This is a genomic window from Nocardia sp. NPDC023852 (assembly GCF_040639505.1).
GTDB lineage: Bacteria > Actinomycetota > Actinomycetes > Mycobacteriales > Mycobacteriaceae > Nocardia.
In genome coordinates this window covers 226,008-247,423 of sequence record NZ_JBFAAB010000001.1, presented here as the reverse complement: position 1 = coordinate 247,423, position 21,416 = coordinate 226,008, and the positions used below count along the sequence as shown (strand labels likewise).

The 21,416-nt window shown below is 67.1% G+C and carries 15 protein-coding genes and 1 riboswitch; of the genes, 10 read left to right on the top strand and 5 right to left on the bottom strand.

Annotated features, from left to right (window positions below):
- Position 1: 1 nt before the first annotated feature.
- On the bottom strand, positions 2–1,573 hold the full coding sequence (fadD5, locus tag AB0H00_RS01085; RefSeq protein ID WP_357258838.1) for a fatty-acid--CoA ligase FadD5: 1,572 nt from the start codon (positions 1,571–1,573) through the stop codon (positions 2–4).
- A 257-nt stretch (positions 1,574–1,830) separates the two neighbouring features.
- Between fadD5 and AB0H00_RS01080 the strand changes: the two genes are divergently transcribed.
- A complete protein-coding gene (locus AB0H00_RS01080) occupies positions 1,831–2,121 on the top strand; it encodes a hypothetical protein (RefSeq protein ID WP_357258835.1) in 291 nt (96 codons plus the stop codon).
- Between the two features lie 97 nt (positions 2,122–2,218).
- On the opposite strand, the gene AB0H00_RS01075 is transcribed toward AB0H00_RS01080, so the two are convergent.
- Entirely contained in the window at positions 2,219–3,190 is a 972-nt protein-coding gene (locus tag AB0H00_RS01075; protein ID WP_357258833.1) for an MBL fold metallo-hydrolase, read from the bottom strand.
- A gap of 148 nt (positions 3,191–3,338) precedes the next feature.
- On the opposite strand from AB0H00_RS01075, the gene AB0H00_RS01070 reads away from it, so the two are divergent.
- Genes AB0H00_RS01070 through AB0H00_RS01060 form a run of 3 tightly spaced genes read left to right on the top strand, consistent with a single transcriptional unit; the run spans position 3,339 to position 10,458 of the window.
- Positions 3,339–3,635: an acyl carrier protein gene (locus tag AB0H00_RS01070; RefSeq protein ID WP_357258830.1), complete on the top strand. Its 297-nt coding sequence runs from the start codon at positions 3,339–3,341 to the stop codon at positions 3,633–3,635.
- On the top strand, positions 3,632–8,731 hold the full coding sequence (locus AB0H00_RS01065; protein ID WP_357258827.1) for an SDR family NAD(P)-dependent oxidoreductase: 5,100 nt from the start codon (positions 3,632–3,634) through the stop codon (positions 8,729–8,731). The genes AB0H00_RS01070 and AB0H00_RS01065 overlap by 4 nt, the downstream gene beginning before the upstream one ends.
- The gene (locus tag AB0H00_RS01060; protein ID WP_357258825.1) at positions 8,728–10,458 is read left to right on the top strand and encodes a fatty acyl-AMP ligase; all 1,731 of its coding nucleotides are present in this window, start codon (positions 8,728–8,730) and stop codon (positions 10,456–10,458) included. Before AB0H00_RS01065 ends, AB0H00_RS01060 begins: the two co-directional genes overlap by 4 nt.
- A 121-nt stretch (positions 10,459–10,579) precedes the next feature.
- On the opposite strand, the gene AB0H00_RS01055 is transcribed toward AB0H00_RS01060, so the two are convergent.
- From AB0H00_RS01055 to AB0H00_RS01045, 3 genes are all read right to left on the bottom strand, one after another.
- Positions 10,580–10,984, bottom strand: a complete 405-nt coding sequence (locus tag AB0H00_RS01055; RefSeq protein WP_357258822.1) for an RNA-binding S4 domain-containing protein — start codon at positions 10,982–10,984, stop codon at positions 10,580–10,582.
- A gap of 3 nt (positions 10,985–10,987) precedes the next feature.
- The gene (locus AB0H00_RS01050) at positions 10,988–11,635 is read right to left on the bottom strand and encodes an NlpC/P60 family protein (protein ID WP_357258819.1); all 648 of its coding nucleotides are present in this window, start codon (positions 11,633–11,635) and stop codon (positions 10,988–10,990) included.
- Between the two features lie 15 nt (positions 11,636–11,650).
- A riboswitch (cyclic di-AMP (ydaO/yuaA leader) is annotated at positions 11,651–11,819 on the bottom strand.
- 217 nt (positions 11,820–12,036) lie between these two features.
- Positions 12,037–12,297 carry a hypothetical protein gene (locus AB0H00_RS01045; protein ID WP_357258816.1) on the bottom strand — a complete coding sequence of 87 codons (261 nt, stop codon included), beginning with the start codon at positions 12,295–12,297 and terminating at the stop codon, positions 12,037–12,039.
- A gap of 168 nt (positions 12,298–12,465) precedes the next feature.
- On the opposite strand from AB0H00_RS01045, the gene AB0H00_RS01040 reads away from it, so the two are divergent.
- The 6 genes from AB0H00_RS01040 to AB0H00_RS01015 all read left to right on the top strand — a co-directional run bounded on the left by AB0H00_RS01040 (position 12,466) and on the right by AB0H00_RS01015 (position 21,415).
- Entirely contained in the window at positions 12,466–13,647 is a 1,182-nt protein-coding gene (locus tag AB0H00_RS01040) for an ATP-binding protein (RefSeq protein ID WP_357258813.1), read from the top strand.
- Between the two features lie 170 nt (positions 13,648–13,817).
- Positions 13,818–15,773 carry an acyl-CoA dehydrogenase family protein gene (locus AB0H00_RS01035; protein WP_357258811.1) on the top strand — a complete coding sequence of 652 codons (1,956 nt, stop codon included), beginning with the start codon at positions 13,818–13,820 and terminating at the stop codon, positions 15,771–15,773.
- A gap of 550 nt (positions 15,774–16,323) precedes the next feature.
- The gene (locus tag AB0H00_RS01030; protein WP_357258808.1) at positions 16,324–17,286 is read left to right on the top strand and encodes an alpha/beta hydrolase; all 963 of its coding nucleotides are present in this window, start codon (positions 16,324–16,326) and stop codon (positions 17,284–17,286) included.
- A 196-nt stretch (positions 17,287–17,482) separates the two neighbouring features.
- Positions 17,483–17,770, top strand: a complete 288-nt coding sequence (locus tag AB0H00_RS01025) for a hypothetical protein (protein ID WP_357258805.1) — start codon at positions 17,483–17,485, stop codon at positions 17,768–17,770.
- Between the two features lie 812 nt (positions 17,771–18,582).
- Positions 18,583–19,449: a hypothetical protein gene (locus AB0H00_RS01020; protein WP_357258802.1), complete on the top strand. Its 867-nt coding sequence runs from the start codon at positions 18,583–18,585 to the stop codon at positions 19,447–19,449.
- Between the two features lie 25 nt (positions 19,450–19,474).
- Positions 19,475–21,415 (top strand): fumarate reductase/succinate dehydrogenase flavoprotein subunit, encoded by a 1,941-nt coding sequence (locus AB0H00_RS01015; protein ID WP_357258799.1) that lies wholly within the window; start codon positions 19,475–19,477, stop codon positions 21,413–21,415.
- The last annotated feature ends 1 nt before the right edge of the window (position 21,416 follow it).

Genomic DNA, 21,416 nt, shown 5'->3' with positions numbered 1-21,416 from the left:
ATCAGGACGAATAATCATTGCGCAGCTGCGTTTTCACGACTTTTCCGCTGGCGTTGCGGGGCAGCTCTGGCACCAGCACCAGGTCTTTGGGATGCTTGTAGCGGGCCAGGTTCTCGTTGAGGAACGGCGCCAACTCGGCCAGGGTCAGCTCGTCGTCCGGATCGCGCAGTGCGACGACCGCGACCGGCACCTCACCCCACTTCTCGTGCGAGCGGCCCACCACCGCGGCCTCCCGGATCTTCGGGTGCGCGAAGAGCACGTTCTCCACCTCGGCGCAGTAGATGTTCTCGCCGCCGGAGATGATCATGTCCTTCTTGCGGTCCACCACATAGACGAAGCCCTCCTCGTCCTGGCGGACAAGGTCGCCGGAGTGGAACCACCCGCCCGCGAACGCGCCCGCGGTGGCCTCCGGCTTGTTCCAGTAGCCCTGCATGAGAGTTGGTCCGCGATAGACGATCTCGCCCACCTCGCCCAGCGGGACGTCATTCATCTCGTCGTCCACGACGCGCGCCTGGATGGTCGGGATGGGTTTGCCGACCGAACCGAATTTACGGATCGCGTCCTTGCCCTCCAGCACGCAGGTAATCGGCGACATCTCGGTCTGGCCGAACACCGCGACGTTGAACGCGTTCGGAAAGCAGTCCGCCATAGCACGCAGCACGGTGTCCGACGCGGGTGCCGCGCCCCAGCTGAGCACCTCGAGCGCGAGCTTGCGGTCTTTCACGGTCGGGTGATCGCAGACCAGCTGCCACTGCGCGGGGACGCAGAAGGCCGAGGTGGCCTGTTCGCACTCCAATGCGTCGAGGAACTCACCGGCGTCGAACGCGCCGAGCGGGTGCAGCACGGTTTTCGAGCCGAGCAGGAAAGCCGGTGCGACACTGCCGAGTCCGGCGATGTGGAACAGTGGTGAGCTGCACAGCACGACCGAATCCGGTTCCAGCGCAAGGGCCCGGACGCAGGTGAGCGCCTGGGCGTTCATGTTCGCGTAGGTCAGTACCGCGCCCTTCGGGCTGCCCGTGGTACCCGAGGTGTACATGATCAGACTCGGAGTGTCCTCGGGAAGGTCCAGCGGGATGTGCGGTTCACCCGCTTCGGCGAGCAGGTCGTCGAAGCCGATCACGCCGTCACCGGACTTGCCGCCGATCACCACGCAGGTCGTCAGAGTGCGCGCTTGCGCCTGCATCGCGGTGGCCAGCGGCTGCAGCAAGGTGTCGGTGACGACCGCCTTGGCGCCACTGTCGCTCACGATGTAGGCGACCTCGGGCGGCGTGAGCCGGAAGTTGACCGGGACCACGATGGCACCGAGCGCGTTGATGCCGAACACCGCCTCCAGGTATTCGGGGTAGTTCAGCGCGAGGATCAGGACGCGGTCGCCGAAGCCGACGCCGCGGCGTGCGAGCCCATCGGCGAATTTCAGCGACCGCTCGCGCAGCTGCCGCCAGGTGGTGTCCACGCCACGGAATCGCACCGCGACCGCGTCCGGGCGCATCTGCGCGTGCACCGCGATCTGGTTGTTCCAGTGGTTACGTCGCGACCTCATCGGCTCGTCGAGCGCTGCCGCATCGGTGGTCATGCCACGACTCCTCTCGGACCGCCACCGGAGCCGTCGGGACATCCGACGGCGGTGACAGACTGAATCGAGAGCAGAATAACAACTAACTTAATCGTGCAGCAAGAGTTCGAGCAATGAATCCGCGTTAATCAGACAAGCCGAAATCGCGGCAGAAATAGCGCACTCTACCTGGTATTAATCGCGTATCCGCGCTATTTTCACGCAGAGACAATCACAGTGCAGGTCACTAAATATGCGAACCTGGGCTTACTTATGAGGTGTGTGCACGGCGATCCGCGTGTCACCATCGAGGCCTTCGCGCGGACCGGCGCGAAGGCATAGGAGAAGCGCAATACCGCGGAAGGATCCTCGCGAACTCCGCGCGCGACACCCAACTCGTCTTCCACACCAACACAGCGCGCGTCGCGGACAACGAGATCAGCCGCAAGGTCGTCGAGATCGAGAAGGCTGGAGGCACCTTCGACGCCGTGCGGGATCCGGTCTCGGGTGCGCGCGGGCGCCGCGTGTTCGAGGAGGGCGACCTCGAAGCGGGCATCTGGTCGGCCTGATCCACGACATCGCGAGCTGATCACCCGGATGGTCGCCGCGGCCGAGGAGCTGATCACCGCCCTCCTCGGGGAAACCGTCGTCAGCTGACGGCTCCGCTTACCTGGACGCGCGCGCGGTGACGGCCGCGTAGTCGTGACCAGCGATCAGTTCGATGCCGTCGGGCAGCGCGTGCAGGCGGTGGATCGTGGCGAAGGCGGCATCCCGGTCGGCGTCGAACAGGCGGCCGGGCATCGGCGCCTTCTCGCGCAGCAGATCGACCTGCAACTTGCTCCAGACGGCGTCACCCGCCAACAGCACCCGGCTGCCGTCGTCCACCGCGAGCAACACGCCGATGCTGCCCGGGGTATGGCCCGCGAGATCCACCAGCAGCACAGAACCGTCGCCGAACAGATCCTTGCTGCGGGGAAAACTCAGCACCGGCGGGCCATTCAATTCGAAGCGGTCGAAGGACCGATTCCGCAGCGGACCGCGCGCCACGCCGATCGGGGCGTGCGAGCCACCCATTGCCCAGTCGTATTCCACTGCGGGCAAACGAATGTCGACCGACGGCGGCAACTCCAGTAGACCCGACACATGATCCCAGTGCAGATGGGTCGGCACCACGAAGTCGATGTCGGAGCCCGCGACATCGCGGGCGGCGAGCGCGTCGGACAGGCCGAGCACCGGCTTGTCCGGTGCGACGAGCAGCGGAACCGGGAACGGGAGTTCGGGAATTACCCGCTCGTGCACGCCCGCGCACAACGCCGGATCGACCAGGAAGCGCGCCTCGGGATGCTCGACCAGGAACGCCGCCATCGACAGCCGCATCTCACGCAGGCTGCGCACGCCCTCGGCCACGATGGTGGTCGGCGCCGACATGGTGGCCTGTGTCAGCACGGTGAGCCGTACGGCTGCGCTCGCCGAGGGAAGTGGCGTCACCTCGAGGTTTGCCAGCAGTGCGGTATCTGGGCGGCGCGGACGCAGCAACCGGCCCGGCGTGGCGGCCAGCGCGGCGCAGCAGCGCAATACGGTGGGCAGGGTCGGGGTGCGCTCGGCGCGGGCTCGGGCACCGCTGTCCGGTTCGGTCACGGTGCCACCGTAAGCGATCACCCGCTTCGGGAAAGGACCGGGCAGGCAGCGCAAATGCGTCCTTGCCCCGAAGGATTTCTCCGGCATAATCGCGTAGGTACCGTTCTCTGTGGACAACAGCAACCGGGAGACGGGTAGGGAGGACGCGATGCGACCCAGTCTGCCGGACGGGCGTAGTGGTGCGGAGGAAAATGACGGTTCGCTCGGCTGTCGCCGACGCACCGCGCTGACCTGTACCACCGTCTCGGCCGTCGCCGACCTACTCGGTGTCGACGCCACGTCGGTGTCGACGGATTCGCCCTTCACCGATCTCGGCCTGAGCTCCACCCAGTTGGCCAGGCTGACCGCACATCTCGAAGACGCCATGGGAGTGGAGGTTCCACTGACCGCGATCTACGACCATCCGGACATCGAACAGCTTGTCGAGTATCTCGCGATGCGATGAGCACCGCGCCCCCTGACTCCGGCGGCCCGCATCCACCCGTCTCCATCGTCGGCATCGGCTGCCGACTACCCGGAGCGGCGCGCCTCACCGACTTCTGGCGGCTGCTACTCGACGGTCGCGACGCCACCGCCACACCGCCGGCCGGACGGCGTGGCCACCGGCACGGCGGCTACCTCGATGATGTCGAGTCGTTCGACAATGACTGGTTCGCCATCTCCGATCGGGAGAGCGCCGTCATGGATCCGCAGCAGCGGCTCGCGATGGAGGTCACGGTCGAGGCGCTCGACGACGCCGGAATCGGTTATCGTGCACGAGGTTCCAGCGCAGCGGTGGTGTTCGGGGCGTCCGGTTACGACCACGGCATCGCTGTGCTCGGCCGGCCGGGCCACGACGCACCGTATGCGGTCACCGGTTCCGCGCTCAGCATCATCGCCAACCGATTGTCGTATGTGCTCGATCTACGCGGGCCGAGCCTGGTGCTCGACACTGCCTGCTCGTCCTCGCTCGCCGCGGTAGACCTCGCGGTCCGGCTGCTCGCCGACAGCACGGTGCCCTTCGCGATCGTCGGCGGCGTCAATCTCATACTGCTGGAGCACACCTCGAACTACCTGGCCGAAAGCGGTTTTCTGGCGGCGGGCGGCCGAGCAGCACCATTCGACGCCGCTGCGGACGGCTACACCCGCGGCGACGGCTGCGCGGTGGTGATCCTGCAGCGCACCGTGGACGCACTGCGCGAGAACAACCGGGTTTACGCCGAGATCGTCGGCACCGCCGTCGGATCGGACGGACGCTCGAACGGCCTGTACGCGCCGAACGGCCGCGCGCAGCAGGAGACGCTGCGCGCCGCCTGGTCACGCGCCGGACTCACGCCGCGCAGTGCCCACTACATCGAATGCCACGGCACCGGGACGGCTTTGGGTGATGCGGTGGAGGTCGGCGCGCTCGCCGAGGTACTCGGCGACGATGCCGGAGATCCGGTCTGGATCGGCTCGGTGAAATCCAACATAGGGCATCTCGAGGCCGCCGCCGGGGTCACCGGAATGGTGAAGACCGCGCTGTCCATCTACCACGGGGTGATCGCACCGACGATCCACTTCCGGACGGAGCACCCGCTGCTGAAACTGACCGAGCGTGGACTGCGGGTGCCGACCGAACCGGTGGACTGGAGCGACGTACCCGCATCCGAGCGCGCCGCGGGCGTCAGCTCGTTCGGGTTCGGCGGCACGAACGCGCACGTGGTGCTGCGCGGGTTCGAGTCGGGGCGGCACGACCGTGGCGACCAGCCGCCGGTGCTGATCCCGCTGACCGCCCGGGACGACGCGGAGCTGCGTGAGCGCGCTCTGCGGCTGGCCGACGAGCTGGACGCGGACAACGGCGGCGGCCCGACACTGCGCGAGTTCGTCTCGGCCACAGCGCGATTACTTCCAGAGACGATCCGCGCCGCGGTCCTGGTGAGCGACCGCTGCGATGCGGTGGATCGGCTTCGCGCCGTCGGCCGCGGCGACGCCGATGCGGCGCTGGGTCCCGTGACGAACCACCGCCGCGGCGGCGTGCTCTTCTTGTTCTCCGGGCAGGGCGGCCAGCATCCGAAAATGGGCCGGTCGCTGGCGGCGAGGTATCCGGTTTTCGCCGGCGCACTCGCCGAGGCTGCCGACGCCATCGTCGCGGCGGGTGGACCGCGAATCTGGACTCCGCGGTATGGCTTCGCGCTCGCGCCTTCGGGAGCTGTCGGCGCACATGCCACCGATTTGGTGCACCCCGCTCTCTTCGCCTTCCAGGTCGCGCTGGCGAAACTGCTGGCGGCATGGGGGATTCGGCCGGACGCGGTCGTCGGACACAGTCTCGGCGAGATCGCGGGCGCGGTCGTCAGCGGCGCATTGTCCCTCGCCGATGCGGCGCGCGTCGTGGTGCTGCGAAGCGCGGCCCTGGCGCCCCTGGACGGCCACGGCGCGATGGCAGTGCTGGAGGTGGGCCCGGAGGAGGCGGCGAAACTGGTCGAGCCGATGCACACCGAAGTGGGCATCGCGGCGGTCAACGGCCCCCGGTCGGTGGTTGTCTCCGGCACGCGGCGCTATATCGACATCCTGGTGCGACGGGCCAGACGCCGCGATATGTTCGCGCGCACGATCGCGGTCGACTTCGCCGCACACAGTCCGCAGGTCGCCGCCGTGCTCCCGTCGTTCACCGCGGCACTGAGCGAACTCACGCCGTTGGCGCCGCGCGTCCCGGTGTACTCCACCGCCCGGCGTGGCGAGAAGATCACCGGCGCGGTCATGGACCGCGACTACTGGGCCGACAATGTCGCGGGCACGGTGGAACTCGCCGCCGCGATGGAACACGCGGCCGCGGACGGGTTCTCGACCGTGATCGAAGTCGCTCCGCATCCGGTGCTGATCTCCGCGCTGCGGGAGTATCCGGACTTTCGCGACGCCGCGCACCCCGTGGCACTCCGCGAAGACGAGGCCGGCGGTTTCCTCACCTGTCTGGGCCGGCTGTACCTGGAGGGGAGGCCGGTCGATTGGTCGGCGCTCGGCCCCTTCAGCGGGCCGTCGCCGCGCCGGTGGAGCAAGCGGCGGTTTCCCTTGCTGGTCTCGATGACTCCGCACCTGAAAACGGCCGAAACCGTTTTCGCCGCGGAGGATCTCACCGATCACATGGTGCAGGGCCTCGCCACGGTGCCCGCCGTGTTCTGGCTGCGCAGGCTGCTGCGCCTGGCCCGCGACACGGCCGCGGCGGCCACGCTCGTCGACTTCATCGTGCACGAGCGGAGCGAGCCGAGCGCACTGCCCGAAGTCACGTATCGCGGCGACGGAACAGACGCAAGTGTGCGGGCGGAGGTCACAGGCACCGGAACGCTGGCTTCGGCCCGGCCCGCCGGTGACCCCACACCCGCGGACATCGTCGCATGGATGCGGGTGGTGGACGCAAATCGGGCCGCCCGACACCGGATGCGCGTCATCGCCACCGGCGCCTTCTACGAAGAGCTGCGCCGTAGACAGCTGGAGTACGGTCCGCGTTTCCGGGCGCTGCGCGGCATCGCCGCGGGCACCGAGCGGGCCATCGGTCTGCTCGACGCCGCCGAATTGCTCAACACCGCAACCCTGGACGCTTGTCTGCAGCTGCTCGCCGCCGCGGTGCTCGATGACCTGCCCGCCGCGGCGGTCCCGCTGCCGGTCGGCGTGGACTCCGCCTGGCTGTCGAGCGAGCCGAATCGCGTCGTGCTCGAGGTGCACGCGCTGATTCTGGAGCGGACCGGAACCGGACTCGTCGGCGACGTCATCGGCACCGACCAGTACGGCGTTCCCTGCCTCGCCTTCTCCGGCGTGCGCATCCGTTACACAGACCCCGGTGCCACGGAGGATGTCGGCACACAGTGGGCACCGCGCGGCGAGCAGCCCGCGCCGTTCCGGCAGGAAACATGGGAGCCGCGCGATCCGGAGTCCGTCGGACTCGGCGGAGCGCGCGAGGCGTGCGCGCAGCGTGCGTTGGTGATCGGCGCCTCCGACCTCGCGGTCCGGCTGGCCAAGGCGCTGGACGCCGATATGCCGACCGAGCGGATCGCACGTGAACCCGACACAGCGATCGCGATCGTCACCGCCGTGCTGACCGGTCGCGGCGGCACAGCTCCCACCGCGGTGGTGGTGGTCTGGCCGCCCGACGCCGAAGCAGCCGAGCCGATAGGGGCCGCCACGTCGGTCGGACGGGTACTCGAGCTGCTACAGCGCGTCCACGCCGAGGACAGGACAGCATCTGTGACGATCGTGCTGCCGGACCGCAGCGGCACCCGCACACTGCCGGACGAACCCCGCTCGCGAGCAGCGGTCGCACCGGCGGCGATCGCGGGACTTGTGCGTTCGCTGCAGCTCGAGACGGGCCGGGCGGTGCGCCTGGTCTGGGCGGACGCCGACGCGAGAAATTTGCCGCTGCTGTGCCGCCTGGCGACTGCCGGAGACTTGGCGATTCCCGACGAACTGCGTCTGTACTCAGGTGATATCGCCGTTCGGCGCTTCACGCCCGCACGACCTCGCGCGCTGCCCGTTGCCACCATCGACGCCGGAGGAACCTATGTCGTCATCGGCGGACTGGGGTTGCTCGGCTCGGTGGCGGTGCGCTGGCTGCTCGATGCGGGAGCGCGGGATGTCGTGGTCCTGACGCGCGCGCCTCGTCCGGTGCCCGCGCTGCTCGATGGTCTGGAGGATCGCATCGTCGTCGTTCGCTGCGATGCCGCCGACCCGAGCGATCTGGCCAACGCGCTGCACGATATCCGCGAATGCGGCTCGACCATCCGTGGCGTCGTGCACGCCGCGGGCGCGCTGGAGGATGCCGCGTTCGATGCGGTCACGGCGGGACAGCTGACCAGGATGCTTTCGCCGAAGGCCACCGCGGCGGGCAATCTGATCGAGCTCACCGCGACGGACCCCACCGACTTCGTTCTGCTGTTCTCCTCGGCAACCGGCGCGCTCGGCGCCCCTGGTCAGGCCGCCTACGCTGCCGCGAACGCGGCCATGGACTCGTTGGCACCGACCGCTCCGGGCCGGCGGATTCTCAGCATCGGCTGGGGCGTATGGGATTCCGGTCTCGCCGCGGCGGCGGGCGGTGCGAGTTATCTGCGCCGAGCGGGCATCGCGGCGTTCGACGTGCGCCGCGGGATGACCGTGCTGTCCGAAGCCCTGCGCTATGACGGCCCGTACCTGCTCGCACTGGATTACTCCCCGACGGCCGACCCGTCACCGGTGGCGCTGCGTCTGATGAATCTCCTTGCCCCGCAAACGAATTCAATTCGGACGCGGAGTGTGGACGGCAGGCCCGACTCCGATCGGCCGCGGAAAACACCGGACACCACCGAACCGCTGACCAGCACCATCCGCCGCGTCCTCGCGAGCACGCTGGATCTGCCCGCTGAGCACATCGATCCCGCCGCGGACTTCAACGACCTCGGGCTCAGCTCGCTGCTCGCGATCGAGATGCGGCGCAACCTGGAAGCTCGGCTACGCATTCGGATCTCCACGGCCGAACTCTTCAAGCACCCCACCATCAACTGTCTCGGCGCCGCCCTGCAGGATCGGTTCGCCACGAATACCAGCGGGGCATCGTGACCGACTGGCCCCTCGGCAACATCCTTGCGACCCGCGTGGCCGAGTGGGCCGCGGCCCGGCCAGACGAAGACGCCTTCACCGAACTGCGCTTCCGCATGCAGGAACGCCTGCCGGTCACGCTGACCTACGCGAGTCTGCATGCCGCCGCGGGTGTGCTCGCCGCACGATTACGACAAGAAAGCGTGCCCGGTGACCGGGTGGCCATCCTCTGCGCGCACGGAATCGACTACGCCGTGGCCTTTCTGGCGTGTCTGTACAGCAATCGCGTCGCGGTCCCGTTGTTTCCGGCCGCGGCCGAACGCCATCGAGAACGGTTGCAAGCGGTGCTCGCCGATGCCCGGCCCGCGCTCACGCTGCTGTCGGCGCACGACGAGGTCAGCGCGCCGACACTCGGGCAGGCAACCGGGCGCGTACTGGTGTTGCCGCCGGATATGACCGTTTCGGTGCCGGATGCGGCCTATCCGGTCATCGACCCGATAGGCGATGACCTCGCCTACCTGCAATACACCTCCGGTTCGACCAGATCCCCCGTCGGGGTCCGCGTGACGCACGCGAACCTGGCGACGGCGCTCGTACAGCTGCGGCAGGCATTGTCCACGGCAAGGGACCGGCCGATCGTGACCTGGCTGCCGTTCTTCCACGACATGGGCCTGATCCTCGGCCTGTCTCTGCCGCTCGCGCTCGGCGTCCACGGCGTCACCCTGGCGCCCGCGGAGTTCGTCAAGCGCCCCATCCGATGGCTGCGTGCGCTCAGCGACTACCACGCCGGACTGACCGGTTGCCCCAATTTCGGTCTGGTACTGGCGGTTTCGGGCACAACGCCCGAGGAGCGGGCCGGCCTCGATCTGTCCGGACTGGCGATTCTGCTCAACGGCGCCGAGCCGGTCCGCGCCGACGCGCTGAACGAGTTCACCAGAATCTTCGGCCCGTATGGCTTCCACCATCACGCGCACACCCCCGGCTTCGGCCTGGCCGAGGCCACTCTGACGGTCACCCTCTGCGACCAGCGGGACGAACCGTTGGGGCGCTACTTCGAACGCGGCGCACTCGCCGAGGGGCGTGTTGTTCCGATGCCCATCGGCGGCACCGCCGAAATCCAGGACGGTGTGCCGCTCGTCGGCTGCGGCACGCCCGCGGGGCAGGCGGTGCGGGTGGTCGACCCGGTCGCACGGACGGTGCTGCCGCCGGGACGAGTCGGCGAGATCTGGGTGACGGGCAGCAATGTGTGCGACGGCTATTTCGGCAGGCCCGACGCTACCGAGGAAACCTTCGGCGCCACCCTCGCCTGCGAGGGCGGCCGTTGGCTGCGCACCGGCGACCTCGGCTTCCAACACGAGGGCGAGCTCTATCTGGCGGGACGCCGCAAGGACGTCATCGTGGTCGACGGACGCAACCACTATCCCGCCGACATCGAGATGACCGTGGAGGCCTGCGCCCGAGCAATCCGGCCAGGCCATGTGACGGTGTTCGGACATGACGACGGTCGGCGCGAAGATCTGGTGGTGGTCGCCGAAATCACCACCGCGGCCGACACCGAGCCCGCTGAGTTCTTCGTGCTCGCACGTCGCATCCGCACCGTCGTCGCCGCTACGCATGAGGTGATGCCGGGCGCGGTGATACTCGTCGAGCCGGGGCGGATTCCCAAGACCAGCAGCGGAAAGCTACGCCGCGGCGAGTGCAGGGCCCACTATCTCGCGGGCCGTCTTCGGCCGATCGCGATGATCTGACCGGGGCGCTGGCGCGATGCCGACCGGGGCGATCGTTGTCAGCGCGTAGCGCACATGCCGGAGCCGGGAAGCCATCTGCGTGCCATCGACAAGCGGTGACGTGAATGCGCCGCTAGCGAATTCAGTGCTCGGCCCGGCCCAGGAGCCGATCGGTCTCGCGTCGCTCGCGCTTGGTCGGCCGTCCTGCCCCGCGATCTCGACGGGGCATGATCACCGCGATCTCCCGCGGGGGAGGGGGCGGGCTGCGGTCGATCAGGCACTGCGCCGCGATCGGAGCACCGACCCGCTTGGTGACGATCCGTTCCACGATGACGATGCGTTCGAAACCGCCCATCCGGATCCGGACCTCATCGCCGGGACGCACCGGTTGCGCGGGCTTGGCCGTCGAGCCGTTCACGCGAACATGTCCGCCACGACAGGCTTCCGCGGCAGCGGATCTGGTCTTGAACAGACGCACCGCCCAGGTCCACGAGTCGACTCGGGCCTGCGTCGCGTTGTTCTTGGTGCCGTGTTCGGCGCGAGCCACTCGTTACACGATACGGCGTGCGGTGACCACCATGTCGGGGCGCAGGGGGGTGTAGGAAACAGGCGTTCCCGACTGCACCGCGTTCAGCAGCTTCCCATCGCCCGCGTAGATACCGACATGGCTGCCGTTGTTGGTGACGACGATATCGCCAGGCTCCAGGTTCTGGAACGCCACCGGAGCGCCGACGTGCGACTGCTCGAAGCTGGTACGGGGCAGTTCGACTCCCGCCTGGCGGAATGCCCACTGGACGAGTCCGGAGCAGTCGAAGGACCTGGGTCCCGCGGCGCCCCAGGAGTACTGGGCGCCGACCTTGCTCTTGGCGGCGTCGAGGGCGATGTCACCCGGGTTGCTCGGCTGGGCGAACAGATCCGGCAGCAGCGGCGCGAAAGCGGGCGGCTGAGGAGCCGCCTGCGGCGCGGCGGGGGCAGCGGGGGAGGCCGCGAGCGCCTGCTGGATCTGCTGGCTGAGCTGCTGGGCCGGCTGCTCGTATTCCTGCGGGATGTCGAAGTTGCCGAGGCCGGGAACGTTGATAGTCGCGGCCATCGCCGGAATCGCCGGCATCGCGCCAGTCGCGGCAACCGCACCCATCACAATGGCGCCCTTGACGGAATTCGGAACCCGAGAATCCCGCTGCAAGCTGTGTTTACCCACCGAGCTACTTCTCCGATCTTGCTGCTCTCCCGCCGGCCGGGTTAGCTGACGGGTTCGGGCCGGGAGAACGGCCCTACCTCGCAGCCGAAATGGCCGCAAGGATTCACCCCAGACGAACCTGTGGGTCCCCGGCACGACAGCCGAGACCGATTGGCCTCGACAGCCGTTTAGGCGGTAACTAGTGGCGCCGTTTCTCTTACGAAGCGACTGACTCCACTAAGTCACGAAGAGATTACGACGCGAACGCGGTGTTGTCCAGCGCACAGAGCTGCGTTTCTCCATCGACACCGAAAAGCCTGGACGATCCGACGAAAACCGCACACCCCGATGGTCACGACTCGATCTCGACCTTCGACGCTCGATCACCGAACGGACATCTGCCGTGAATCGCGGTCATGCGATCAGGATTCGGGGCGCGTCCTGAGCGCGCGCTCGAGCTCATCGATCCTGCGCCGCGCGTCGGCCAGATCGACCTCGAGTCTGCCCAGCGCCATGACTAGCGGGCCGACCGCGAGGTCCGCGACGAGCTGGGGGTCGTCGTAGCCGCGTTCGATGGCGACGAGAATGTTGGACCTGATGCGCTGCGCCACCGTGGCGCCCGCCGGCACGTTCCACGACTCGACCACCTCTGCGGTGGTTTCAGCGATGGGTTCGTCGGACATGCCCCTCCGTTCCCGCGCGCGGTAGCGCGCGACCATTCTGGCCGAACCGCCATCAGCCTAGAAGCTCGACGGCGCGAGCAATAGTGCAATACCGTCCGCTAAGCCTCTCTAGGACACGCCGTAGACAGACCCAGATTATGGGGACAAGACGGGCTACGGTGTCGGGGCATGGACCCCGTGCGGAATCCGTATGCACCCGGGGCGGGACAGCGCCCGCCCGAATTAGCCGGGCGCGACAAGCAACTCACCGCGTTCGACATTGTGCTGGAACGTGTCGCGCGCAGTCGTCCGGAACGGAGCGTCATGCTCACCGGCCTGCGCGGTGTCGGTAAGACCGTGCTGCTCAACCAACTTCGTTCCGCCGCGATCTCGCGTGGCTGGGGCACCGGCAAAATCGAAGCGCGGCCGGACCAGGAACTGCGCCGCCCGCTGTCCTCGGCGCTGCACATGGCCGTGCGTGCGATCGCCATGGCACACCGCGATCCGGAGCGGGTCGACGACTTCCTCGGCATCCTCAAGGCTTTCGCGTTGCGGGCCACCGCCGACAAGGGCATGCGGGAACGCTGGCAACCCGGCATCGACGTGCCCGCCGTGACCGGTCGGGCCGATTCCGGCGACATCGAGATCGATCTCGTGGAACTTCTGGTCGAGGCCGCCGCGCTGGCCAGTGACATCGGCGTCGGCATCGCGCTCTTCATCGACGAGATGCAGGATCTCGGCGCCGCCGACATCTCCGCGATCTGCGGCGCCTGCCACGAGCTGAGCCAGGACGCAGCGCCGCTTATCGTGGTCGGCGCAGGCCTCCCGCACCTGCCCGCGGTACTCTCCGCCTCGAAGAGCTACTCCGAGCGACTATTCAGCTATCACCGCATCGACCGGCTCGACCGAGAGTCGGCGGACCAGGCTCTGATCGCGCCCGCTCAGCGCGAAGACGTGAAGTTCACCGACGAAGCGCTCGATGCGCTCTATGACAAGGCCGACGGCTACCCCTATTTCGTGCAGGCGTATGGGAAAGCGGCCTGGGACCAGGCGCCGGAAAGTCCCATCGGTGCCGACGACGTCGAGGTGGCCGCCCCCTCCGCGGAGGAGGAGTTGGCGGTCGGCTTTTTCGGTTCCCGCTATGAGCGCGCAACCCCCGCGGAGCGTGAGTATATGCGCGCCATGGCCGACCTGGCCGGTGACGACGGCCCGGTGGCGACCGCCGCGGTGGCCAACGAACTCCGGCGCAAACCCGCCTCGCTGTCCCCGGCGCGCGACGGCTTGATCAAGAAGGGCCTCATCTACTCGGCCGAACGCGGGACGGTCGGTTTCACCGTGCCACACTTCGGCCGCTACCTGCGCTCGGTCTGACGGCGAAGGCGCGGCCGATGACCGCGATGACCGTGTGGATCGGCCGTAGATCTGCTTCTCTCGCAAAATCAGTAGATATTCGTAGATTTCTCTCGACGCGAAGACCTACCAGCGGGTAACAAACCCTCCTACACTGATGTGTGATCCCGATCACGTCCTAGGAGGGCATCATGGCGACAGCCGCGAAAGTCGACGCGACCGAAGAACAGGCCCGCGCACTAGTCGAGGAGTCCCGCGAAACCAGCTGGGCCAAGCCATCGTTCGCCAAGGAGATGTTTCTGGGACGATTTCGGCTCGATCTGATCCATCCCTACCCGCAACCCGGCTCGGAGGACACCGCACGCACCGAGGCCTACCTGGCCCGGCTGCGGCAGTACTGCGAGACACTCGACGGATCGGTAATCGAATCCGAAGGCCGAATCCCGGACGACTATGTGAAAGGCCTGGCCGAACTCGGCTGCTTCGGCCTGAAAATCCCGGAAGCCTATGGCGGCCAGGGTCTTTCCCAGTTCGGGTACAACAGGGCGCTGATGCTGATCGGTTCCGCACACCCGAGCCTGGGCGTGCTGCTCTCGGCGCATCAGTCCATCGGAGTACCAGAACCGCTGAAGCTGGCGGGCACCCCCGAGCAGAAGGCCGAGTTCCTGCCCCGCTGCGCGGCGGGCGCGGTCAGCGCGTTCCTGCTCACCGAGCCCGACGTGGGCTCCGACCCGGCCCGCATGGCCAGCACCGCGACGCCCATCGAGGACGACGAGTTCTACGAGCTCAACGGCGTCAAGCTGTGGACGACGAACGGCGTAGTCGCCGAACTGCTCGTCGTGATGGCGCGCGTACCCAAGAGCGAGGGACATCGCGGCGGGATCTCGGCGTTCGTGGTCGAAGCCGATTCGCCGGGCATCACGGTGGAGCGGCGCAACGCGTTCATGGGCCTGCGCGGCATCGAGAACGGCCTTACCCGCATGCACAACGTCCGGGTGCCCAAGCGCAATCTGATCGGCCGCGAGGGCGACGGCCTCAAGATCGCACTCACCACCCTGAACGCGGGCAGACTCGCCATTCCCGCCTTGTGTACCGCGGCAGCGAAGTGGTCGCTGAAGATCGCGCGGGAATGGAGCACGCAGCGAGTGCAGTGGGGCAGGCCGGTCGGCGAGCACGCCGCCGTCGGCGCGAAGATCTCGTTCATCGCGGCCACCGCCTTCGCGCTGGAGGCAACGCTCGACCTGTCAGCGGCCATGTGCGACGAGGCGCGCAACGACATCCGGATCGAGGCGGCCCTGGCCAAGCTGTGGGCCAGCGAGATGAGCTGCCGGATCGCCGACGAGCTCGTGCAGATCCGCGGCGGTCGCGGATACGAGACAGCGGCCTCACTCGCCGCACGTGGCGAGCGCGCCGTCGGCGCCGAGCAACTTGTGCGCGACCTGCGGATCAACCGAATCTTCGAAGGTTCCAGCGAGATCATGCGGCTGCTGATCGCCAGGGAGATGGCGGACGCGCACATGGCGGCCGCAGGCGCGCTGGTCGACCGCAAGGCCGAGTTGAAGGACAAAGCCAAGGCTGCCGTCGGCGCGACCGGGTTCTACGCCAAGTGGTTCCCGCAGCTGGCCGTCGGAGCGGGAACAGTGCCGGCGGCCTATCCCGAATTCGGCCCGCTGGCACGTCATTTGCGGTTCGTCGAGCGCAGTTCGCGCAAGCAGGCCAGATCGCTGATGTACGCGATGGGCCGTTGGCAGGCCGGCCTCGAGTACCGGCAGAACTTCCTCGGCCGGATCGTCGACATCGGCGCCGAGTTGTTCGCGATGTCGGCAGCCTGCGTACGTGCACAGGCGCTGCGCAGCGCGGGCGCGCCGGAAGGCAAGTCCGCCGAGGAGTTGGCGGATGTCTTCTGCAGGCAGTCGCGGGTTCGCGTGCGCACGCTGTTCGACGCGCTGTGGGACAACACCGACGACGATGATCGCACCCTCACCCGCGGCGTACTCGACGGTCGCTACCAGTGGCTGGAGGAGGGCGTGCTCGATCCGAGCGAGGGGACCGGGCCGTGGATCGCCGAGTGGCAGGTGGGTCCGTCGACCGAGGCGAACCTGCTGCGCCCGTTCCTGCCCTCGACTCGCAGCCACGCGGGCGCATAGGCGGCTGCCTCGCCTTCGCTCGGCCCGGCGCATCAGCGGCTGCCTCGAGCCCTCGCGCGGCCCGGCGCATCAGCGGCTGCCTCGAGCCCTCGCGCGGCCCGGCGCATCAGCGGCTGCCTCGAGCCTTTGCACGGCCCGGCGCTCCCTGCGGGTGGACAAACGTCACGTTCGGGGGCGCGGCACCCGAACGTGACGCCGCGGGTTCGACGCTCGCACGATATTCGGCTGTATAGGAATAATTGTAGAGAGGCGCAGATTTACCGGCCATCAGCGACGGCCCGTTGGATGACAAAATCTCATGGACTCTAGGAGAACCACTCGATTGGTCGATAGAGAGCCAAGCGCGAATTTCCTGACTTGCCACGGAATTCGACTTCCGGCCCGCTTTCCCGGATCCCTCGGCGAGCGCGACGGCGAGACGAGGTGTCGTTCGCCGTCTCCCGTTGGGCAACGGGTCCATAACAGCGGGTATGCGTCGTTAACGGCACGGAAATCCGGATCGACAACCAGGCAAGAAGCTCCGTCAGGTGCTCGCCCTCAGGAGAGTGTCATGTCCACGACGATCGCCCGCCGCGCCACCGATTACGACGGCCGGCATGTCACGGTATCGGCCGATGACGGTGTCCCTCTCGCGGTCCGTCTCTTCGGCGCCGAGGACGCTCCCGCGACCGTCGTCTTCGTGCATGGTTACTGCTTACGCACCGAATCCTGGTCCTTCCTGCGTGACCAACTGCTCCGGCAGTGGGGTAGCGACACCAGGATGGTGTTCTACGACCACCGAGGCCACGGCGAGTCGGGAATGGCGGAGCCGTCGACCTACACGATCGACCAACTCGGACACGACTTGGACACCGTGCTGCGGACGGTCGCGCCGACCGGTCGGTTGATCCTGGTCGGGCACTCGATGGGCGCGATGGTGGTGCTCGCCTATTCTCGGCTGTTTCCGGAGGCCATCGGCACGCGCGTCGTCGGCGTCGGACTGCTCGCGGGAGCAGCCAACGGTGTTACCGAGGTCGGGCTCGGCCGCTTCCTGAGCCGGCGCGCGGTGATATCGCTGCAAGCCGCCGTCACCCGGGCGCCCCGGACGATGCAGGCGTCCAAACGACTGTCGCGGCGGTTGTTCGAGCCGATCATCCGGGAGGCCAACTTCGGTACCAGGAAGGTGAATCCACGCATCGTCGCGCTCGCCACCGCGATGCTCAACGACACCTCACTGCTGACGATGTCCAGCTTCCTGCACTCGTTGATCACCTTCGACGAGTCAGCGACGCTGCACCGCCTCGGCACAATCCCCGCGCTGGTACTTGCGGGCTCGGCGGACATCGTGATTCCGTTCGCGCACTCCGTGGTGCTGGCCTCCCAGCTGGCGAGTTCGGAGCTGGTGCGCCTGGAAGGGGCAGGGCACAGCGTGATGCTGGAGCGGGCCGACGAGGTCGCGCTGTCCATCGTCGGACTCGTCGAGAGAGCCTTCGGCGCGGCGGGCCGAGGATCCGAATTCGCGGCCGCGGGCTGATCGCCCCACACCCGGAAAACACGCCACTAGCGGCGGGATCGACTTCGACGAGCAAGAATCGAAATCATTCGGTACTGTGTTGTAGATCACGTTGTGTGGTGGGTCACACAACTCGGTGGAGCTTGGTTCGAGACAGACGGAAACCATGCATTACCCGCCGAGTTCGGCTGTCCGCCAAGGAATAGAGGAGGCATCGATGACACGCAGCGATTTCGCGGAACTCCGCTACGCGGTCGACCAGCTCCGGCAATCCATCGGCGCACTGCGCAGCCACTACGGCGACGCCAATACTGTGCGCCGCCTGGAGAACGATCTCGAACGGCTCGTCATAGACGCCGACGAACTCGAGCAGTCGCCACCACCGGAAGTGCCGCGCCGACCGCAGGACACGATCTACGTTCCGGACAGCAAGTCCGACGAGGCCGCATGGATGGGCGCACAAGACGAGGGACTCGGCTTCCACTCCCGGCCGCGGACCAAGTAGCCCCGCAACGCGGACGCATCACGGGCCCTCCCCGTCACCGGCCGGGCCCATGATGCGCTTGCCTGGGACAGAACAACAGATGCCGATACCTGGTATGTGAGCCACTGCCCGAGTCAGGCAGCCATTTCTCAGCAATGGCAGTCCGCGCCCTACCGACCGGAGGGCCGTGCGGGGTAGACGCTTCTTCCACGCCACTGCCTTCCCGGGGCGCGGGACTTCTGGTCGACTCCACGTCCTCCCCGGCGCGATGACTGGCGGCCGAGCCACTCCCGGTACTGATCCCCGATTCACCGCCGACGACGGCACCGCCCAGGGCGGGCGGCAAACAACAACTGAGAACCATTCACCTGCGGCAGCATGGGTTTCACGCCCGGGGTAGCGATTCGAACATACATTCGAAGGCGAATCTGGGCTTTTACTTGCATTTCTACGAGCAGATCGCAACCCATCGCGGGGTTCAGGCGCGATTCCGGCCCGCCCCGTTCCGGCCGAGCCCGCGCGACGCCGCATCAGCGCACGTCAAAGGGCACATCTCCGGTAGAGGTAACGATACTTTTGCTGCCCGGGCATCGCGTGCCGGCATGATATTCGACCTCGAGCTTCCTTGACGCGTCCGCCCGCCGGACCAACTCCGTTCAGGCGAGTTCGAAGGGTTTGCGGTGCGTTCACCGACCTCGGCGGCTCGGCGACGCGACGCCGGATGTGGCACAAATCACGGACATACGAGCGGGCGGGTATTGCCGGGACCCTGCTCTCCCGATAGCACGTGTGTCGTATGGTGCTCAGCATCACATTCGATTGCGGAGGTAACGATGACCACCCGCACACCAGATCAGCGAGGCATCCCAGTGAGTGCCGCACCGACCGCCGCCTCGGAGACGGGCACCGGCGTCTTCAGCAGAACAAGGGCCCGAATCTCCGAACGTAGTTTGCGCACTGACCGATGGTGGGTTCCCCCACTTGTCACGGTGCTCGGGCTAGCCGCGTTTGTTATTTACGCGACGATCAGATCGTATGTACGCACAGCATATTGGGTTTCGGAATACCACTACCTGACACCGTTCTACTCGCCGTGCCTGAGCACCTCTTGCGTCGAGGGTTCGAGCCATTTCGGGACGCCTTTCGGCGAGCTGCCCGCGATCCTTCCGCTCGGCTTCGTGGTGCTGCCTTTCCTGCTCGGCTTCCGGCTGACCTGCTATTACTACCGCAAGGCCTACTACCGGGCGGTGTGGTTCTCCCCGCCCGCCTGTGCCGTAGCCGAGCCGCACGCCACCTACACCGGCGAGACGAGGCTGCCGCTGATCATCCAGAACGTGCACCGCTACTTCTTCTATGTGGCCGTTGTGGTTTCGGTGATCAACACCTACGACGCGATCGTCGCGTTCCACGGCAAAACCGGCGGTTTCGGTTTCGGCCTCGGCAATATCGTGTTGTTGGTCAACGTGATCCTGCTGTGGGCCTACACGCTGTCGTGCCATTCCTGCAGGCATATCGCGGGCGGACGGCTCAAGCACTTCTCCGCTCATCCGGTGCGCTACTGGTTCTGGACCCAGGTCTCCACGCTCAACACCCGGCACATGGCGCTGGCCTGGACCACCCTCGGCACGCTCGTGCTGACCGACTTCTACGTCATGTTGGTTGCCAGTAAGACGATTTCGGACCTGCGGTTCATCAACTGACCGCCTCACTGAGGAGTTTCTCTGCATGGCAGAAGTGGAACGGCACAACTACGACGTCGTCGTGATCGGAGCGGGCGGCGCCGGATTGCGGGCGGTGATCGAGGCAAGGGAACACGGTCTGTCCGTCGCGGTGGTGTGCAAATCGCTGTTCGGCAAGGCACACACCGTGATGGCCGAAGGCGGCTGCGCCGCGTCCATGGGCAACGCCAATGAAAAGGACAGCTGGCAAACCCATTTCAGGGACACGATGCGTGGTGGCAAGTTCCTGAACAACTGGCGCATGGCCGAATTGCACGCCCAGGAGGCACCCGATCGGGTGTGGGAACTGGAAACCTATGGGGCGCTGTTCGATCGGACCCCGGACGGCCGCATCAGCCAGCGTAACTTCGGTGGCCACACGTATCCGCGGCTCGCGCACGTCGGTGACCGGACCGGCCTGGAGATCATCCGCACCATGCAGCAGAAGATCGTCTCGCTGCAGCAGGAGGATTTCGCGGAGACCGGCGACTACGAGTCGCGGATCAAAGTGTTCGCCGAATGTACGATCACCGAACTACTCAAGGACGGCGACCGGATTTCCGGCGCGTTCGGGTACTGGCGCGAATCAGGCCGCTTCATCCTGTTCGAGACGCCGGCGGTGGTATTGGCGACCGGCGGCATCGGCAAGTCGTACAAGGTGACCTCGAACTCCTGGGAGTACACCGGCGACGGGCATGCCCTCGCACTGCGGGCGGGCGCGACGCTGATCAACATGGAGTTCCTGCAGTTTCATCCGACCGGCATGGTCTGGCCACCCAGCGTGAAAGGCATCTTGGTCACCGAGGGCGTTCGCGGCGACGGTGGGGTGCTGAAGAACACCGAGGGCAAGCGGTTCATGTTCGACTATATTCCGCCGGTCTTCAAGGGGCAGTACGCCGAGACCGAGGCCGAGGCCGATCAATGGTTGCGCGACAACGATTCCGCACGCCGCACCCCGGATCTCCTGCCGCGTGACGAGGTCGCGCGTGCGATCAACGAGGAGGTCAAGGCCGGCCGCGGCACCGAGCACGGCGGTGTCTACCTCGATATCGCCTCCCGGATGCCCGCCGAGGAGATCGTGCGGCGGCTGCCTTCGATGCATCACCAGTTCAAAGAGCTCGCGGACGTGGACATCACGAGGGAGCCGATGGAAGTCGGCCCGACTTGCCACTACGTGATGGGGGGCGTCGAGGTCGATCCGGATACCGGCGCGGCTACCGTGCCCGGTCTGTTCGCGGCGGGCGAGTGTTCCGGCGGCATGCACGGGTCGAACCGGCTGGGTGGGAACTCGCTGTCGGACCTGCTGGTGTTCGGCCGCCGCGCCGGACTCGGCGCTGCCGCCTATGTCGAGGGACTCGGCGAGCGCCCGTCGATCTCCGAGGACGACATCGCAAAGGCCGCGAAAGTCGCACTGGCCCCGTTCGATCCACCTACCGAGGACAGCGGCGAGAACCCCTACACGCTGCACACCGATCTGCAGCAGTCGATGAACGACCTGGTCGGCATCATCCGCAAGGAACACGAGGTGCGCGAGGCGATCAGCAAGCTGGCCGCGCTGCGGGCCCGGTTCCGACAGGTCACCGTGGAGGGACACCGCCAGTTCAACCCCGGCTGGCATCTCGCCCTCGACCTGCAGAACATGCTGCTGGTGAGCGAGTGCGTCGCGCAGGCCGCGCTGCTGCGCACCGAAAGTCGCGGCGGGCACACCCGCGACGACCACCCGTCGATGGATCCCGACTGGCGTAACAGGCTTCTGGTCTGCGCGGTGGACCCGAACACGGCCGACGACCCGATCCCCGCCGTCACGGTGACGCCCAAGGAGCAGGTTCCGATGCGGAGCGAGCTGCTTGCTCTGTTCGATCTCGACGAGCTCGAAAAGTACTACAGCCCGGCCGAACTCGCCGGGCATCCGGCGGCAGCCGGGAATTCCACAGAGCGAGAGGCGTAGC

Excerpts from the sequence above, each read along its gene's own strand:
- fadD5 (WP_357258838.1), bottom strand. The coding sequence starts at position 1,573 with ATGACCACCGATGCGGCAGCGCTCGACGAGCCGATGAGGTCGCGACGT.
- AB0H00_RS01070 (WP_357258830.1), top strand. The coding sequence starts at position 3,339 with ATGCGACCCAGTCTGCCGGACGGGCGTAGTGGTGCGGAGGAAAATGAC.
- AB0H00_RS01065 (WP_357258827.1), top strand. The coding sequence starts at position 3,632 with ATGAGCACCGCGCCCCCTGACTCCGGCGGCCCGCATCCACCCGTCTCC.
- AB0H00_RS01045 (WP_357258816.1), bottom strand. The coding sequence starts at position 12,297 with ATGTCCGACGAACCCATCGCTGAAACCACCGCAGAGGTGGTCGAGTCG.
- AB0H00_RS01040 (WP_357258813.1), top strand. The coding sequence starts at position 12,466 with ATGGACCCCGTGCGGAATCCGTATGCACCCGGGGCGGGACAGCGCCCG.
- AB0H00_RS01035 (WP_357258811.1), top strand. The coding sequence starts at position 13,818 with ATGGCGACAGCCGCGAAAGTCGACGCGACCGAAGAACAGGCCCGCGCA.
- AB0H00_RS01030 (WP_357258808.1), top strand. The coding sequence starts at position 16,324 with ATGTCCACGACGATCGCCCGCCGCGCCACCGATTACGACGGCCGGCAT.
- AB0H00_RS01025 (WP_357258805.1), top strand. The coding sequence starts at position 17,483 with ATGACACGCAGCGATTTCGCGGAACTCCGCTACGCGGTCGACCAGCTC.
- AB0H00_RS01020 (WP_357258802.1), top strand. The coding sequence starts at position 18,583 with ATGACCACCCGCACACCAGATCAGCGAGGCATCCCAGTGAGTGCCGCA.
- AB0H00_RS01015 (WP_357258799.1), top strand. The coding sequence starts at position 19,475 with ATGGCAGAAGTGGAACGGCACAACTACGACGTCGTCGTGATCGGAGCG.